The sequence below is a fragment of the Microbacterium horticulturae genome (assembly GCF_029094505.1).
GTDB classification, from domain to species: domain Bacteria; phylum Actinomycetota; class Actinomycetes; order Actinomycetales; family Microbacteriaceae; genus Microbacterium; species Microbacterium horticulturae.
The window spans coordinates 2,000,920-2,017,679 of record NZ_CP119108.1; the positions used below are offsets into that span (position 1 = coordinate 2,000,920).

Here is a 16,760-nt window from a genome sequence, read left to right on the forward strand (position 1 = left end):
GTCAGCCGTTCTGGGGCGGGAGGGCTGCCACGAGCGGGTGGTCCTTGTGGATCACTCCCACCTTGGCTGCGCCGCCGGGCGAACCCAGATCGTCGAAGAACTCGACGTTGGCCTTGTAGTAGTCGGCCCACTCCTCGGGCAGGTCGTCCTCGTAGTAGATCGCCTCCACCGGGCACACCGGTTCGCAGGCACCGCAGTCGACGCACTCGTCGGGATGGATGTACAGCGAGCGGTCGCCTTCATAGATGCAGTCGACCGGGCACTCGTCGACGCAGGCGCGGTCTTTGACATCCACACACGGCAGGGCGATCACATACGTCACGCCGCCAGTCTAGTTGCCTGTGCTGCTGTGCGCCCTCGACACGTCAGGCCACGCGACCACCACGATCGCGACGATGATGAGCCCGATACCCCACACCAGACCGAGATTGATCTCACCCTTCGCCACGGCCGGCACCACCACCGAGCCGCCCGGGCCCGTGCCCGAGAAGAGCACCGTCGCGGCGAGGGCGCCGACGCCTCCGGCCAGTGCCGCCCAGCGGTCGGCGGTCATCCCCCGCATCGCCACGAGCATCGCGGCGATGCCGATGAGTGCGAGGATCAACCCGACCGGCACGGCGCCGAGGGTATAGGCCTGCGCTATCGTTCCCGCCGTACCGTATACGGCGCCGATCAACAGGGCGATCACCCACGTCAGCACCCGGATCAGCGTGTTCATCACCGCGTCAGTCTACGTCGCACGGCTGTCAGGCGGCCCAGCCCCACAGGCGCAGGACGGCAGCGACCACGGCTGCGGCCACGACCACGACGAGAAACGGCGCCCGCAGCAGCAAGAGCCCTGCCGCGACCGCGACGGCGGGAATGCGGGCGTCGACGACGACGGCCTGGCCGACGCCCAGCGTCTGCACGGCGACAAGCGCTGCGAGAAGTGCGACGGTCAGCAGGTCGGCGACGCGCGAGGGCCGGGGCGCCTCCATGACACGGGCCGGCACCAGATAGCCGAGGGTCTTCAGCGCCACGCAGATGATCGCCGCGAGCAGGACGGCGTTCCACAGGGTCACGGCAGCCCCTCCCGCTCGGGCACGTCGTCGGGCTCCGCCGGCGGCGTGTCGTCACGGCCGAGCCAGTTGAACCACCCGACGACGACGGCGACAACGGCGGCGACGATCACGGGGAGACCGGGCATCAGCACCGGAGTGAACGCTGCGGCGATGACGGCGGCGGCGATGCCCACCGCCACCGCCTGCCGGCGCTTCAGGCGGGGCCACAGCAGTGCCAGAAACGCGGCGGCGGCCGCGGCATCCAACCCATACGCCTTCGGATCGCCCAGCACGTCTCCCAAGAGCGCGCCGGCGAGCGTCGTGACATTCCAGCCGGTGTAGATGCCCAGCCCCGTCACCCAGAAGCCGAGCCGCTGCGCGCGTGTGTCCGTCTGGCCGAGCGCGACCGCCGTCGACTCGTCGATCGTGACGTGTGCGGCCGCAGCGCGGCGCCAGAACCCTCCCCCCAGCAGCGGCGCCATCCGCATGCCGTAGGCGACGTTGCGCACGCCGAGCAGCGCCGACGACGCTATCGCGGCGGGAATCGCCGCCAGTCCCCCGCTGCCGATCACCCCGATGAACGCGAACTGCGACCCGCCGGTGAACATCACGAGGCTCAGCACGCACGTCTGCCAGACGTCAAGGCCGGACACCGTCGCGAGGGCACCGAACGAGATGCCGTACGCGCTCGTCGCCAGCGCCACGCCCAGGCCGTCGCGCACCGCACGGCGGCGGGCTGCAGCATCCACCCCTTCCGTCACGACATGAGCCTACCGGCGGCCGCGCGGCGTTCGTTGCCCGCTGATCCTTCGCGAGCTCACGCTGGTGCACGGTCTTGCGCCCTTGAAGCGTGCACAAGTGTGCTCTCGCGGCGCGCATGCTCTCGCCGCGCGTGTTCTCTCGGCGGCACGCGGCGGCGTGCACACGCGGCGGCGCGCCCCGCGCACATCGGCGCGCCGCGCGCACATCAAACCGTCGAGTGCACATCAATCCGTCGGTGGTTTGATGTGCACTCGACAAACTCATATGAATTCGCCGGATGGCGCGGGGCGAGACACGCGCCTGCGCTCCGCGCCTGCGCCCTCGCGGCGAGCTCAGACTGCGGCGTCCTGTCGCTTCTGGCGGGCCGTGGCGCGCGCGCGGTCGTGCTGGTCGAGCACGACCTTGCGGATGCGCACCGTCTCGGGAGTGACCTCGACGCATTCGTCGTCGCGCGCGAACTCGAGGCTCTCCTCGAGCGAGAGGATGCGCGGCGGCGTCATCGACTCGAACGTGTCGGCCGTCGACGACCGCATGTTCGTGAGCTTCTTCTCCTTGGTGATGTTCACGTCCATGTCATCGTTACGCGAGTTCTCGCCGATGACCATGCCCTCGTAGACCTCGTCACCGGGGTTCACGAAGAACGACATGCGCTCCTGGAGGGCGATCACCGCGAACGGCGTGACCACACCCGACCGGTCGGCCACGATCGAGCCGTTCTGGCGGGTCACGATGTGGCCGGCCCAGTCCTCGTAGCCGGCGGCGATCGCGTTGGCGATGCCGGTGCCGCGGGTCGTGGTCAGGAACTCGGTGCGGAAGCCGATGAGCCCGCGCGAAGGCACCACGAACTCCATGCGCACCCAGCCGGTGCCGTGGTTGGTCATCGTCTCCATACGGCCCTTGCGGGCAGCCAGCAGCTGGGTGATGGCGCCCAGGTACTCTTCGGGCGCATCGATCGTCAGCTGCTCGAAGGGCTCCTGCAGCGTGCCACGCTCGTTGCGGCGCGTGACCACCTGCGGCTTGCCCACCGTCAGCTCGAAGCCCTCGCGGCGCATGTTCTCGACGAGGATCGCCAGAGCCAGCTCGCCGCGACCCTGCACCTCCCATGCGTCGGGGCGCCCGATGTCGACGACGTTGAGCGACACGTTGCCGATGAGCTCGCGGTCCAGGCGGTCCTTGACCATGCGCGCGGTGAGCTTGTGCCCCTTCACCTTGCCGGCCAGCGGCGAGGTGTTGGTGCCGATCGTCATCGAGATGGCCGGCTCGTCGACGTGGATCGCCGGCAGCGGCCGCACGTCGTCGGGGTCGGCGATGGTCTCGCCGATCGTGATGTCTTCGAAGCCGGCGATGGCGACGATGTCACCGGGGCCGGCTTCCTCGGCCGGGAAGCGGTCGAGCGCCTTCGTCTTCAGCAGCTCGGTGATGCGCGCGTTGGCGTGGGAGCCGTCATGGCGCACCCACGCGACGGTCTGTCCCTTGCGCAGCGTGCCGTTGAACACGCGCAGCAGGGCGAGACGGCCCAGGAACGGCGACGAGTCGAGGTTGGTGACCCACGCCTGCAGCGGCGCGTCGTCGTCGTACGACGGAGCCGGAACGTGCTCGAGGATCGCCTCGAACAGCGGCTCGAGGTCGTCGTTGTCGGGAAGCTCTCCGTTGGCGGGGCGGGTGCGGGATGCCGCACCCGCGCGGCCGGAAGCATAGACGACGGGCACGTCCAGGAGCGCGTCGACGTCGAGGTCGGGTACGTCATCGGACAGGTCGGACGCCAGTCCGAGCAGAAGGTCGTGGCTCTCCTCCTCGACCTCGGCGATGCGCGCGTCGGGGCGGTCGGTCTTGTTCACAAGCAGGATGACGGGAAGCTTGGCTTCCAGCGCCTTGCGCAGCACGAACCGGGTCTGCGGAAGAGGGCCCTCCGAGGCATCCACCAGCAGGACGACGCCGTCGACCATCGACAGGCCGCGCTCGACCTCGCCGCCGAAGTCGGCGTGACCGGGCGTGTCGATGACGTTGATGGTCACCGGCACGTCGGTGTGCACGCCGTTGTAGGTGATCGCCGTGTTCTTGGCGAGGATCGTGATGCCCTTCTCACGCTCCAGGTCGTTCGAGTCCATGGCACGTTCTTCGACGTGCGCGTGGTCTCCGAACGACCCCGTCTGTCGCAGCATGGCGTCGACGAGAGTGGTCTTTCCGTGGTCGACGTGGGCGACGATAGCGACGTTGCGCAGGTCTGAGCGGTGGGCGAGGGACATGGCCGAGGCACCTTTCGGTGGGAAGAAGAGGGATGCGGGGGCCCTGTCGTACAGCAGGTTCGCGACGCGGCGGAGAACGCAGAAGGCGCCCGCCCCGCAACGATTCTATCGTTTCGAGGCGGGCGCCCTGTTCAGCAGGCGCTCAGGCGCTCTACTCGGTGAAGCCCACCTTGGTCCAGTCCACCGACATGAACGTCGACGGACCGTAGTTGGCGAGGTTCTTGTCGACGACCGTGACGTTCGGGTAGGGGTAGATCGGGAGCATCGGCATGTAACCCGCGATGACCTCGTTGATCTGCTGCGCGATCTTCAGACGCTTGGACTGGTCGAGCTCCGAGTTGGCCTGCGACCACAGGTCGCCCAGCTTCTCATCGGTGACGAACGCGAAGTTCTGTCCGTCTCCACCCGGCTTCATCTCCGGGTAGAAGAGCGACTCGCTCGACGAGATCGGGAACAGCGTGCCCTGCCAGCCGAACGTGGCCATCTCGTACTTGCCGGCCATGATGTTCGTGAAGTAGTCGGCCGAGGGCACCGGGTCGAGGGTCACATCGATGTCGATCTTCTTCAGCGACGCCTGGATCTGCTGCGCGCGCAGCTCGTTCGACTTCGTCCCCTGCGGGATGATGACCGAGAGCTTGAGCGTCTTGCCGTCCTTGGTCCACTTGCCGTCGGCGTTGGTCCACCCCGCGGTCTCGAGCGACTTCTTGGCCGCGTCGAGGTCGTAGGGCAGCTTCTCGCCCATGGTGTCGGTGTAGCCCTTCTGGCCGGGCATGAAGAGCCAGTCGCCCATCGTGGTCGCCTGGACGCCCAGCGGCTCGTTGGCCGTCTTGGCCATCAGCTCACGGTCGACGGCCTGCGCGATCGCCTTGCGGACGTTGACGTCGTCCAGCGGCGCCTGCAGTCCGTTGAAGGTGATCTGCGAGTACGTCAGACCGCCCGAGTTGAGGGCCTTGGCCCCCGACTTCTTGAGAGCGGCGGTGTAAGTGTCGACGTCCTGCACCTCGACGGCGTTGATCTCGTTGTTCGAGAAGGCCTGGGCCTGCGAGCCCTGGTCGATGACCGTCCAGGTGATCTTGTCGAGCTTCGGCTTCTCACCCCACCAGTTGGGGTTGGGCGTCTCGGTGTAGACCTTCGCGTTGTTGTCGATCTTCGACATCACGAACGGACCGCTGGAGGGCAGCGGCTTGGTCGTGAAGCTGGCCCACTTGTCCGGGTCGCTTGCGATGGCCTTCGGCACGGCCGGCGTGGTCAGCAGCGCCTGCCAGTCGGCGTAGGGCGACGAGAACGTGAACGTGAACTCGTAGTCGCTCTTGACGTCGAAGCTGGAGACCTGGTCGAAACCGGCCGACGAGGCGATGTTGAACTTGTCGTTCTTGCCCGAGAGCGCCGCGAAGGTCGCCTTGTAGTCGTTCGCCGTCAGCGGCGTGCCGTCTTCCCAGACCGCCTTGTCGTTGAGCTTCACATCGACCGTCTGCGGGTCTTTGCTGGTCAGCTCGATCGAGGTCGCGTAGTTGGGGTCGGGCTCGACACCGCCATCCTTGGTCGCCTTGTACGGCGTACCCATGATGGGTGCCTGCATGTTGACGACCGGGACGTTCGCACCCTGCGTCGTGCTGATGTTCCAGTTACCCTCATCGGTACCACTGGACAGAACGGCCAGGTTCAGCGTGCCGCCCTGCTGGAGCTGCGAGGCCGGGACATCGGTCCAACCGACGAGCGGAAGCTGTGCGGCTTCGCTCTTCGTGTTGGTGGGCGTGGCGTTGGGCTGTGCACAACCGGCCAGTGCAAGACCGGTCGCGCCGAGCACAGCGACAGCCGCAAGAGCTGTGGTTCTGCGGTTCATGTGCTTCCTCTTCTTCTGTGTGTCCCGTCTGTCTCGACGGGAGTCTGGGGGACGTCAGCCGACGACCAGGGTGTTCCGATCCACGTGGTGGCAGGCGACCAGGTCGCCGTTGTGATCGATGAGCTCCGGGTCCTTCGCGTCGCACAATGCACGCTCCGCGTCGCCGAGGATTCGGTACAGCGGGCAGCGGGTGCGGAAGCGGCATCCATCGATCCGCTCCGCCGGGCTCGGCAGGTCTCCCTGCAACAGCACCCGCTCGCGCGTGCGCTCGATCGCCGGGTCGGGGATCGGCGCCGCCGACATCAGCGCCTGCGTGTACGGGTGCTTCGGGCGGTCGAAGACCTCGGCGATCTCGCCGTACTCGACGATCTTGCCGAGATACATGACCGCGACGTCGTCGGCGATCTGCCGCACCACCGCCAGGTCGTGTGCGACGAAGATCAGCGAGAGGCCGAGCTGGTCGCGCAGATCCTGCAGCAGGTTGATGACGCCCGCCTGGATCGACACGTCGAGCGCGGAGACCGGCTCGTCGAGCACGAGGATCTTCGGGTCGGTCGCGAGTCCTCGTGCGATGCCGATGCGCTGACGCTGGCCGCCCGAGAACTCGTGCGGGTAGCGGTCGAGCATCGACGGGTCCAAACCCACGAGATCAAGGAGCTCGGAGACGCGCTCGTTGCGCTTCTCACGCGACACACCCTGGGCCAGCAGCGGCTCGCCGACGACATCGCCGATCGGCAGGCGCGGGTCCACGGCCGCGGCCGGGTCCTGGAAGACGATCTGGATGTCGCTGCGCACTTGCCGGCGCGTGTGGGAGGTGAGCTTCGCCACATCTTTGCCGACGACTTCGATCGAGCCCGACTGGGGCTTGACGAGCTCCAGGAGCTCGAGGATCGTCGTGGTCTTGCCGCAGCCGGACTCTCCGACGATCGCGAGCGTCCGCCCCGGCTTGAGGTGGAAGGAGACGCCGTCGACCGCGCGCACCGTGCCCACCTGACGGCGGAACACCCCGCCCTTCATCAGCGGGAAGTGCTTCTTGAGGTCCTTGACGACCAGGACCGGCTCGGCATCGGCCGGCACCTCGCGGGCCACGAGAGCCTCCGGCCGGGGGAAGATCTCGGGCCGGGTGAGCTCGCCCGAGAGGATCTCGCCCGAACGGTGGCAGGCCGACAGGTGGCCGTCCGGCCCGCCATGTTCGACGAGCGTCGGCTCTTCGGCGCGGCAGATGTCGATGGCGGCCGGGCAGCGCGCGGCGAACGGGCAGCCCTTCGGCAGGTTCGCCAGCGACGGCGGCCGCCCCTCCAGCGGCACGAGTCGGCTGGTGCCGGCGGTCCGGATGTTCGGCACCGACCGCAGCAGACCGATCGTGTAGGGCATGGTCGGCTCGGTGAAGACCTGATCGACCGTGCCCGACTCCACGAGCTTTCCGGCGTACATCACCGCGACCCGGTCAGCTTGACCGGCGACGACCCCGAGGTCGTGCGTGATCAATGACACCGCGGCACCGGTGAGACGCTTGGCCTCTTGCAGCACCTCGAGGATCTGGGCCTGGATCGTGACGTCGAGCGCCGTGGTGGGCTCGTCGGCGATGATCAGGCGAGGATCGTTGGCGATCGCCATCGCGATCATCGCGCGCTGGCGCATGCCGCCCGAGTACTCGTGGGGGAACGCCTGCGCACGCCGTGTCGGGTCGGGGATCCCGACGATCTTGAGCAGCTCCACCGCGCGTGCAGCAGCGGCTTGCTTGCTGAGGGCCCTGTCATGGAGCCGCAGGGCTTCGGAGATCTGATCGCCGACGGTGTACACCGGTGTGAGCGCCGAGAGCGGGTCCTGGAAGACCATGGCGATCTCACTGCCGCGGATGTGGCTGAGGTGCCGATCGTTCATCTTCAGCAGCGAGGTGCCGTTGTAGAGGATCTCGCCCTCGATCACGGCGGTGTCGGGCAGGAGCCCCATGATCGCCAGCGACGAGACGGACTTGCCCGATCCGGATTCGCCGACGATGCCGAGGAACTCGCCCTCTTCAATGGTGTAGCTGATGTCGCGCACAGCGCGCACGTCGCCCGATCGCTGCGGGAACGTCACGGACAGGTTGCGGACCTCGAGCAGGGGCGTGCCCCCGCGAGGTGTGGCCGACGGCTGCGGCTGAGCGAGAGTCTCAGGCACGGTTCACCCCCGAGGTCGGGTCGATGGCATCGCGCAGCGCGTCACCGACGAGGCTGATGGCCAGCAGCAGCAAGATCAGCGTGCCGGCCGGGAAGAGGAACAGCCACGGCCGCGTCGTGGCTGCCGACTGGCCGTTGGCCAGCAGCGTGCCCAGCGAGACGGCGGGCGGCTGGACGCCGAAGCCGAAGAAGCTCAGGCTCGTCTCGGCAAGGATCATGGCCGCGATCCCCAGCGTCGCGTCGATGATCAGCAGCGACGCCACGTTCGGGATGATGTGTCGACGGACCACCGACCACGTCCCGAAGCCCATGTACCGCGCGGCCTTGACGAACTCACGCTCGCGAAGCGAGCGCGTCTGGTTGCGGATCACCTGCGCCATGATCATCCAGCCGGTCACCGCGAGGAAGATCATCATCACCACCCAGCTGCCCTTCGTGAAGGGGTACAACAGGATCAGGATGAAGAACGCCGGCAGAACCAGCAGCAGGTCGATCACCCACGCGATCGCCTTCTCTGCCGCGCCGCCCAAGTAGCCGGCGGTCGCGCCGAGGACACCGGCGATGATCGTGGACGCGGGGCCGGCGATGAAGCCGATGATCAACGACTTCTGCAAACCCGACACTATCTGCGCGAACAGGTCGTGCCCGAGAATGTCGGTGCCGAACCAGTGCAGGACGGTCGGCGGGTAGTTCATGTTGTCGACGTCCTGATCGGTCGGCGACCACTGCGTCAAGAACTGGCCGAAGATCGCCCACAGGACGAAGAAGACGATGACGACGCCGCCGATCCAGAATCGGGGCGAGTGCTGCAGTCGGCGCCAGATGACCCGGCCACGTGAGGCCGGCTTGGCGGCCAGGACCGTCTCGATCTCTTCGGGCTCGGCTGCGGCGTCGTCGGACTGGGTGAGCAGCCCTGCTTCGGGCATGGCCATGTCAGCGCCTCACTCTCGGGTCGAGTGCCGCATACAGGATCTCGGACAGCGTCGACGAGCACAGGATGAGGATCGCGACGAACAGTGTGGAGCCTGCAACGGAGTTGATGTCGTTCTGCTGGATCGACTGGATCGCGAGCTCACCCATTCCGTGCCAGCTGAAGACGATCTCGAGCATTGCAGAGCCGGCGACCAGGGTGCCGAAGCTGTAGGCGAAGAACGTCGACATCGGGATGAGTGCGATGCGCACGCCGTGACGCACCAGCGCAGACCCGCGCGTGCGGCCCTTGGAACGCGCGGTGCGGATGTAGTCGGCCCCGAGCACGTCGAGCATGGCGTTGCGCTGGTAGCGGCTGTACGAGGCGGCACCGGCGATCATCAGCACGAGCGTGGGCAGCAGCGCGTGAGATATCCGATCGCCCAATTGCGGCCAGAACCCGTCTGGCGCATTCGCCGAGTATTGACCACTGAATGTTATGAGTTGGATGCCCAGCAGATCGTTCAGGTTGGTGGCGACGATCATGAACAGGATGCCCATGACGAACACCGGGGTCGCGAAGACGATGTAGGAGACGATCGTCACGACCTGGTCGCTGAGCTTGTACTGGCGCACCGCGCCCCATACGCCGAGCACCACACCGAGCACGGCTCCGAGGATCGACCCGATGAGCAGGAGCTGCAGGCTCACGCCGGCACGGACCAGGAGCTGCTGGGTGACCGGCTGGTTGCCGACGGTCAGCCCGAGGTCGCCGTGGAAGATGTTCGTGAACCAGGTCCACACGCGCTGGATGAGCGGGACCTCGGGGTTCACTCCCCACGCGTTCAGCAGCTGGTCGATCGACGACTGCGGGGGCTTGGGATGCCGGTTCTCGAGCTCCCACACGGGGTTGAGCCCGATGCTGGCGAGGACGTACGCCAGCGATGATGCCACGGCCGTGAGGATCAGGTAGTTGAAGACCCTCCGGAGGATGTAGATGGTCATGCACGCCACCTGCCGGCGGTGTCCGACTGTGACCGCATCTGGGACGCGCGGGGCGCGACGTTCGCGGTGTTTTCCGTTGTCACGTTCGTGAACATTTCCTTGCTCGTCCAGCGCCGACTCGTGATCGACGACGATGTCGATGCCGATTTGCCGTCGGCGCAGGCCCGGATAGGGCCGGCGTCCACTCTAATCGACATCCGAGGTTTCCCTGTCTTTCACATCAATTCTTTATCGGGGTGTTAGCTCCGCAACCTGCTCAGACCAGGACCGCGATGAGTGCGCAGACCGCACAAGCGGCTCCGATCAACAGTGCGGGCGTGTCCCATCCCCTCCTGACCTCACCGGAGGGCCCCGGCGCAGCCGATGCGCCGAGCGCGCGGAGCAGCTCGACGGTGGGGTCCGGTCCCTGCGCCGGCGAGGATCGTATCGTGTGGGGAGCCTCCGAAGTGACGCCCTTCCACTCGACGTCCGTCCCGGTACCCGGACGGCGTGAACCTTGCGAACGGTTCGACACCGTCCGCTGAGGGAACGGGCTCCCCCAGCAGTCGACGGCGGTGCCGTCGTGGAGGATGACACGCACCTGGTACCGGCGATCGAAATCGGCGATGAGCCCCCAGGGGATCCTGGTGTCGCGCAGCAGATTCCGTGCCGTCACCGCATGTTGATCGACGACGATGCTCATCCGGTACAGGAACACCCACAGCGCCCACAGCACGAACAGCAGCACGCCCACTGCGCGCAGGCCGGTACTCCAGCGTCCGCGGATCAGCGCGTCGGAGACGAAGAACGCCGCGACGACGACCACCACCCAGAACACGACGGTCGACATGACCGCACGCAGCACGACCGTGCCGCCTTCGGCGAGGTCCTTCGTCATGAGGGGCTCCCGGCGATCAGCAGGGCCGCACCGGCCCAGACCACCAGTACCACTCCGGCGATGACGCCGGGCACATCCCAGCCCTTGTGCACGGGTGCGTCGGATGCGGCATCCCGCCCGTCGTACAGCCGCTGCGCGTACTCGAACTGCGCACGCACATGCTCGGGGGTGCCCTCACGCGAGCCGGGACGACGGCCGCCCCTCCCCTCGAGCGGTCCGCCCACCGCGCGGACGACGGTTTCGTCATCGAGAGCGAACACCACCTGCCAGCGCCATTCGAGCTCGCGCACCCGCCCCCAGGGGATGCGGACCACGCGTAGCAGGTTCTGCACGGTGGCGCCCTGGGCGTCGACCTCGAGACTCGACGCGAATGCGGAGATGTACACGCCCCACAGGGCCAGCAACGGCCACGGCGCGAGCAGCAGGGTCTGCGTCATGCCTCCGCGCACGAGCGCATCTCCGAGCAGGAACAGTACGACCAGCGCCGAGACGCCGAAGATCGGCAGCGCCGACCCCGGTCGGAAGACGCGCCGGTCGGTTGCGGGTTCACCGTTCAGTTGAGACCACCGCCGAGCGGGATCGATGCACCCGGGATGGCATCCAGCAGCCGCTGGGTGTACTCCTCGGCCGGGTTCGCGAAGATCTCGTCGACCGTGCCGTGCTCGACCACGCGGCCCTTCTCCATCACACAGACAGTGTCGGCGACGACGCGGACGACCGCGAGGTCGTGTGTGATGAAAAGGTAGGTCAGATCGAGCTCGTTCTGCAGTTCGGCGAGCAGCTTCAGGATCTGATCCTGCACGAGGACGTCCAGCGCGGACACCGCCTCATCGAGCACCACGATGTCGGGCTTGAGCGCCAGGGCGCGCGCGATCGCCACGCGCTGGCGCTGACCCCCCGACAGCTCGTTCGGATACCGCGTGGCGAGCTCCTGCGGCAGCGACACCTGGTCGAGCAACTCGACGACCCGCTCGCGTCGGGACTTCTTGTCGCCGATCCGATGGATCTCCAGAGGCTCGGCGATGGTGTTGCCGATGTTGCGCAGCGGGTCCAGCGAGCCGTACGGGTCCTGGAACACCGGCTGCATGCGCCGGCGCAGATCGAGCAGCTCGCGCCCGTTGAGATTTGCCGAACTCTTGCCGTCGATCTCGATCGCGCCCGCGGTCGGCTCCTCGATGTTGAGCACCATCTTCGCCACAGTCGATTTGCCCGACCCCGACTCGCCGACCAGCGCAAGCGTCTTTCCCTTGGGGATGTCGAACGTGACGGCATCCACCGCCCGGAACGGCACCGACCCGAATCCGCCGGTGCGGATCTTGTAGTCCTTGGTGAGGTCCTGCACGCGCACGGCGGGGACGATGTCGATGTCGGCCTCGTGCTCGATGCCGCGCCGCTCGACCGTCGCCTGGATGCGGTGCGACGCAATGCTCGGGGCCGCCGCCACGAGCTTCTGCGTGTACGGGTGCAGCGGGTTCTCGAGGATCTCGCGGCTGGGACCGGCCTCGACGATGTGGCCGTGCTGCATCACGACGATCTTCTCGGCGCGCTCGGCGGCAAGCCCGAGGTCGTGCGTGATCAGCAGCACCGAAGTGCCCTTCTCGCGCGTCAGCGAGGCCATGTGGTCGAGGATCACGCGCTGCACGGTGACGTCGAGCGCACTGGTCGGTTCGTCGGCGATGAGCAGCTTGGGGTCGGCCGCCAGGCCGATGCTGATCAGCGCGCGCTGGCGCATGCCGCCGGAGAACTGGTGCGGGTACTGGTGCAGCCGCCGATCGGCATCCGCGAGCCCCGCCTGCTTGAGCACCTCGATGGCGCGCTGCTTGACGGCGCGCCGTCCGCGGGCGATGCCGTTGGCCCGCACGGCCTCTTTCACCTGGAAGCCGATGGACCACACCGGGTTCAGGTTCGACATCGGATCCTGGGGGACGAAACCGATGTCTCGGCCGCGCACGCGCTCCATCTCGGCGCGCGTGAGGGCGGTCAACTCGCGCCCGTCGAGCGTGATGCTGCCGGCCGTGACGTGTCCGGTCCCCGGCAGCAAGTTGACGATCGCCGAGGCCGTCGTCGACTTGCCCGAGCCCGACTCGCCCACGATCGCCAGGGTCTCCCCCGCGAACAGGTCGAGGTCGATACCGTGCAGCACTTCGTTCTCGGTCTTCTGCGTGCGGAACGCGACCTTAAGGCCGCGGATGCTCAGCAGCGGAGTGTCGATGGCGTCGCTCATCGCTGGGCCCTCGCTCTCGGGTCGAGGGCATCTCGGATGAGTTCGCCCAGCATGATGAACGCCAGCACCGTGACGGTCAGGAAGAGCGACGGGTAGATCAGCGACATCGGCTGCACGCGGATCTGCGTCTGCGCGTTGCTGATCTCCGTGCCCCACGAGATCGTGTCGCCCAGGCCCACGCCCAGGAACGCCAGCGTCGCCTCGGCGACGATCGCGGCGGCCAGGCTCAGGGTCGACACCACCAGCAGCGGGGCGATCGCATTCGGGAGGACGTGCGACACCAGAGTTCCGAAATTCGACTTGCCGAGGGCGCGGGATGCCGTCACGAAATCGGACTGGCGCACCCGGAGCACCTCGGCCCGCACCACGCGCGCCGTCGCGGCCCACGCGAACCCGCCGATGGCGATCGACAGGGTCAGCACGTTGCGGTACTGCGCGAACACGGTCATCACGACCACCGCGGCGAGGATGTAGGGAATCGAGAAGAAGATGTCGCCCACGCGCGAGAGCACGGAGTCGAGCCAACCGCCGTAGTAGCCGGCCAGCGACCCCATGATCAGGCCGATGACCGAGCCGATGATGGTCGAGAGCAGACCGACCGACACCGAGACGCGCGTGCCCCACACGATGCGGGCGTAGATGTCACAGCCCTGGAAGGTGAAGCCCAGCGGATGGCCCCGCGAAGGGCCGCCGTTCGAGAAGTCGAGACTGCACGACTTCGGATCGGTGTGTGTGAACAGCGTCGGCCAGAAGGCCATGAGCAGGACCACGATGACGATGGCCACCGAGATCCAGAAGGTAGGACGGTTTCGGATGTCGCGCCAGGCGTCGGACCAGAGGCTCGTCGGCTTCGCAGCGACCTTGACGGCGTCGACGGTGATCGTCGTCGTCTCGACAGGGGCGACGTAGTGCGTCGCGCGGGAATCACTTGACATAGCGGATCCTCGGGTCCAGCAGCCCGTAGAGAAGGTCCACGAGCAGGTTCACGAGTACGTACAGGATGACGAAGACGGTCACGAACGAGACGATCGTGGGCCCCTCATGTTGGAGCGTCGCGTGGTACAGCGTGTTGCCGACGCCCGGGATGTTGAAGACCGCCTCGGTGACGGTGGCACCGACCAGCAGGACGCCGAAGTTCGTCGCCGAGTTCGTGATCATCGGAATGAGCGAGTTGCGCATCACGTGCACGGGCAGCACGCGCCCGCGGGACAGGCCCTTCGAATACGCCGTGCGCACCCAGTCCTGATTGCGGGTCTCGATGACCGAGCCGCGCATGAGACGCATGCTCGTGGCGAACAGGCTCACGCCCAGGACGAGCGCGGGCAGCCACAGCCCGTTCCAGCCGTTGTCGGCGCCCACCGTCGGCTTGAACCAGCCGAGCTTGATGGCCAGGAAGTACTGGGCGACGAAGCCGAGCACGAACACCGGCACCGAGAGGAAGACGAGTCCGGCGATCAGCGCCGCGTGATCGAAGAGCTTGCCCTTCCGCAGCGCCGAGATCGTGCCGATGACGATCGACAGCACGAACTCGATGGCGATCGACATGACGGCAAGGCGCGCCGTGACCGGGAGGGTGCGCGCGAGGACCTCGTTCACGGACTGGCCGGAGAAGGTCGTGCCCATATCGCCGCGGAGGATGCCGGTGAGGTAGTACCAGTACTGCACTAGGAACGGCTGGTCGAGGTGGTACTGCGCGCGCAGCTGGGCGATCAGCTCAGGACCGGGCTGATGGTCGCCGAACAGCGCGGCGATGGGGTCGCCGGGCATGGCGAACACCAGGAAGTAGATGAGCAGCGTCGCCCCGATGAACACGGGTATCAGCTGCAGAAGGCGTCGCACGATGTATGCGAACATGCGCCCTCCCTTCGGGTACAGGGATGCCTCTCACCGCATCGCGGCAGCCCGTCGTGCAGCGTCGTGCACTGCCGACATCCTCCCGCGTTTGACCTGCGAGTGCGAGTGCGAGGATGGCACGCCGCGAGGCGGTGACGAGATCGTCACCGCCTCGCGGTTCGGATCACTCGGGCAGGTCAGCCCTTGGTGATCTCGTAGTACAGCGGCACCGAGTTCCACCCGAAGGTGACGTTGTTCACACCCTCGGCGAAACCACCGACGACGTTGGAGTACCACAGCGGGATGGCCGGCAGGTCCTGGAACAGGATCTGCTGAGCCTTCTGGTAGTCGGCGATCGCAGCATCCTGGTCCGCCGACGAGGCGCCCTTGGCCAGCAGCGCATCGAAGTCCTTGTTCGAGTAGTCGCTGTCGTTCGAGCTCGCGCCCGTCGAGTACAGCGGCTGCAGGAAGTTGTACATGCCGGGGTAGTCGGCCTGCCAACCGGTGCGGAACGCCGTCTTGATCTTGCGGTCGGTGACGTCGGCGCGCAACGTGGCGAAGTCGACGTACGACTTGCCCGAGGCGTCGATGCCCAGCGTGTTCTTGATCGAGTTCGTGGTGGCGTCGACCCACTCCTTGTGGCCGCCGTCGGCGTTGTACGCGATCTGGAACTTTCCGCTCCACTTGGAGATGGCGTCAGCCTGGGCCCAGAGCTGCTTGGCCTTCTCCGGGTCGTACTTCAGGACCTCGGAGCCGGGGATCGAGTCCGACCACCCGTTGATGACCGGCGAGGTGAAGTCGCTGGCAGGCGTGCGCGTGCCGTTGAAGATCGTCTTGGTGATCTGCTCGCGGTTGATGGCCATCGAGATGGCCTCCTTGCGAAGGATGCCCTCCTTGCCGGTGAAGTGCTCGGCGTTGCCGGGGATCGTGAACGACTGGAAGATCGCGGCCGGCTGGTTCACCGCACGGTCGCCCAGGTCGGTCTTGAACGTCGCGAACGCCGACGGCGGAATGGCATCGAGCACGTCGAGGTCGCCACCCTGCAGATCGGCGTACGCCGAGTCCTGCGAGGCGTAGAAGACGATCGTCAGGCCGCCGTTCTTCACCTGGCGGCCGCCGGTGTAGTCGTCGTTCTTCACGAGGTCGATCTTCACGTCGTGCTGCCACGCCGAGTCGCTGGCCAGCTTGTACGGGCCGTTGCCGATCGGGTGCTCGCCGTACGCCTTGATGTCGTCGAAGGCGACCGACGGCAGCGGGTAGAAGGCGGAGTAGCCCAGGCGCTGCGACCAGTCGGCTGCGACCGGCGAGTTCAGCTTCACGGTGAAGGTGTAGTCGTCGACCTTCTTCAGGCCGGTCAGCTCCGCGTCCTTCGTGGCGCTGAAGCCTTCGATGTCGGCGAACCACGACTGGTTCAGCTGCTTGTTCGAGAACTTGGCGCCGTACTGCCACGCCTTGATGAAGCTGTCGGCCGTGACCTCCTCGCCGTTCGTGAACTTGTTGCCCTGCTTGAGCTTGATCGTGAGGTTCGACGGGTCGTCGACCGTGATCGAGTCGGCCATGTCGTTGACGAGCTTGCCGTCAGCGTCGTAGTAGGCGAGACCCGCGAAGATCGAGTCGAGGATCTTGCCGCCCCCGGTCTCGTTCGTGTTCGTCGGGATCAGCGGGTTCTGGGGCTCCGAGCCGTTGACCGAGATGATCGACGACGCATTCCCGCCGCCGTTCGTTTTCCCGTTGTCGCCCGAATTTCCGCCGCCGCCCGAGCAGCCGGCGAGGGCAAGGATGCCCGCCGTCAGCAGCGTGGCGGACGCGAGGGCGATCTTGCTGCGCTTCACGTGTCCTCCTGTGAAAGGGATTTTGAC

General features: G+C 66.9%; 15 protein-coding genes. All 15 read right to left on the reverse strand.

Annotated elements, in window-relative coordinates:
• Position 1: 1 nt before the first annotated feature.
• The 15 genes from fdxA to PU630_RS09710 all read right to left on the reverse strand — a co-directional run bounded on the left by fdxA (position 2) and on the right by PU630_RS09710 (position 16,733).
• Positions 2-322 carry a ferredoxin gene (gene fdxA, locus PU630_RS09640; RefSeq protein ID WP_275276863.1) on the reverse strand — a complete coding sequence of 107 codons (321 nt, stop codon included), beginning with the start codon at positions 320-322 and terminating at the stop codon, positions 2-4.
• 9 nt (positions 323-331) lie between these two features.
• Positions 332-718, reverse strand: a complete 387-nt coding sequence (locus PU630_RS09645; RefSeq protein ID WP_275280066.1) for a DUF6113 family protein — start codon at positions 716-718, stop codon at positions 332-334.
• 28 nt (positions 719-746) lie between these two features.
• Positions 747-1,061, reverse strand: coding sequence for an AzlD domain-containing protein (locus PU630_RS09650; protein WP_275276864.1), 315 nt, complete (start codon positions 1,059-1,061; stop codon positions 747-749).
• On the reverse strand, positions 1,058-1,801 hold the full coding sequence (locus PU630_RS09655; protein WP_275276865.1) for an AzlC family ABC transporter permease: 744 nt from the start codon (positions 1,799-1,801) through the stop codon (positions 1,058-1,060). Before PU630_RS09655 ends, PU630_RS09650 begins: the two co-directional genes overlap by 4 nt.
• Before the next feature lie 333 nt (positions 1,802-2,134).
• Positions 2,135-4,048, reverse strand: coding sequence for a translational GTPase TypA (gene typA, locus PU630_RS09660; RefSeq protein ID WP_275276866.1), 1,914 nt, complete (start codon positions 4,046-4,048; stop codon positions 2,135-2,137).
• A 151-nt stretch (positions 4,049-4,199) separates the two neighbouring features.
• Positions 4,200-5,891, reverse strand: coding sequence for an ABC transporter family substrate-binding protein (locus PU630_RS09665; RefSeq protein ID WP_275276867.1), 1,692 nt, complete (start codon positions 5,889-5,891; stop codon positions 4,200-4,202).
• Positions 5,892-5,945: 54 nt separating this feature from the next.
• On the reverse strand, positions 5,946-8,054 hold the full coding sequence (locus tag PU630_RS09670; protein ID WP_275276868.1) for an ABC transporter ATP-binding protein: 2,109 nt from the start codon (positions 8,052-8,054) through the stop codon (positions 5,946-5,948).
• Positions 8,047-8,985: an ABC transporter permease gene (locus tag PU630_RS09675; RefSeq protein WP_275276869.1), complete on the reverse strand. Its 939-nt coding sequence runs from the start codon at positions 8,983-8,985 to the stop codon at positions 8,047-8,049. The genes PU630_RS09670 and PU630_RS09675 overlap by 8 nt, the downstream gene beginning before the upstream one ends.
• Position 8,986: 1 nt before the next feature.
• The gene (locus tag PU630_RS09680) at positions 8,987-9,967 is read right to left on the reverse strand and encodes an ABC transporter permease (RefSeq protein ID WP_275276870.1); all 981 of its coding nucleotides are present in this window, start codon (positions 9,965-9,967) and stop codon (positions 8,987-8,989) included.
• 256 nt (positions 9,968-10,223) lie between these two features.
• Positions 10,224-10,844, reverse strand: coding sequence for a PH domain-containing protein (locus PU630_RS09685; RefSeq protein WP_275276871.1), 621 nt, complete (start codon positions 10,842-10,844; stop codon positions 10,224-10,226).
• Entirely contained in the window at positions 10,841-11,281 is a 441-nt protein-coding gene (locus PU630_RS09690; RefSeq protein WP_275276872.1) for a PH domain-containing protein, read from the reverse strand. Before PU630_RS09690 ends, PU630_RS09685 begins: the two co-directional genes overlap by 4 nt.
• A gap of 116 nt (positions 11,282-11,397) precedes the next feature.
• A complete protein-coding gene (locus tag PU630_RS09695; RefSeq protein ID WP_275276873.1) occupies positions 11,398-13,068 on the reverse strand; it encodes a dipeptide ABC transporter ATP-binding protein in 1,671 nt (556 codons plus the stop codon).
• Positions 13,065-14,003 (reverse strand): ABC transporter permease, encoded by a 939-nt coding sequence (locus PU630_RS09700; protein WP_275276874.1) that lies wholly within the window; start codon positions 14,001-14,003, stop codon positions 13,065-13,067. Before PU630_RS09700 ends, PU630_RS09695 begins: the two co-directional genes overlap by 4 nt.
• Positions 13,993-14,922 carry an ABC transporter permease gene (locus PU630_RS09705; protein ID WP_275276875.1) on the reverse strand — a complete coding sequence of 310 codons (930 nt, stop codon included), beginning with the start codon at positions 14,920-14,922 and terminating at the stop codon, positions 13,993-13,995. Before PU630_RS09705 ends, PU630_RS09700 begins: the two co-directional genes overlap by 11 nt.
• Before the next feature lie 176 nt (positions 14,923-15,098).
• Positions 15,099-16,733: a peptide ABC transporter substrate-binding protein gene (locus PU630_RS09710; protein WP_275276876.1), complete on the reverse strand. Its 1,635-nt coding sequence runs from the start codon at positions 16,731-16,733 to the stop codon at positions 15,099-15,101.
• Positions 16,734-16,760 lie beyond the last annotated feature (27 nt).

Excerpts from the sequence above, each read along its gene's own strand:
- PU630_RS09645 (WP_275280066.1), bottom strand. The coding sequence starts at position 718 with ATGAACACGCTGATCCGGGTGCTGACGTGGGTGATCGCCCTGTTGATC.
- typA (WP_275276866.1), bottom strand. The coding sequence starts at position 4,048 with ATGTCCCTCGCCCACCGCTCAGACCTGCGCAACGTCGCTATCGTCGCC.
- PU630_RS09665 (WP_275276867.1), bottom strand. The coding sequence starts at position 5,891 with ATGAACCGCAGAACCACAGCTCTTGCGGCTGTCGCTGTGCTCGGCGCG.
- PU630_RS09675 (WP_275276869.1), bottom strand. The coding sequence starts at position 8,985 with ATGGCCATGCCCGAAGCAGGGCTGCTCACCCAGTCCGACGACGCCGCA.
- PU630_RS09680 (WP_275276870.1), bottom strand. The coding sequence starts at position 9,967 with ATGACCATCTACATCCTCCGGAGGGTCTTCAACTACCTGATCCTCACG.
- PU630_RS09685 (WP_275276871.1), bottom strand. The coding sequence starts at position 10,844 with ATGACGAAGGACCTCGCCGAAGGCGGCACGGTCGTGCTGCGTGCGGTC.
- PU630_RS09690 (WP_275276872.1), bottom strand. The coding sequence starts at position 11,281 with ATGACGCAGACCCTGCTGCTCGCGCCGTGGCCGTTGCTGGCCCTGTGG.
- PU630_RS09695 (WP_275276873.1), bottom strand. The coding sequence starts at position 13,068 with ATGAGCGACGCCATCGACACTCCGCTGCTGAGCATCCGCGGCCTTAAG.
- PU630_RS09700 (WP_275276874.1), bottom strand. The coding sequence starts at position 14,003 with ATGTCAAGTGATTCCCGCGCGACGCACTACGTCGCCCCTGTCGAGACG.
- PU630_RS09705 (WP_275276875.1), bottom strand. The coding sequence starts at position 14,922 with ATGTTCGCATACATCGTGCGACGCCTTCTGCAGCTGATACCCGTGTTC.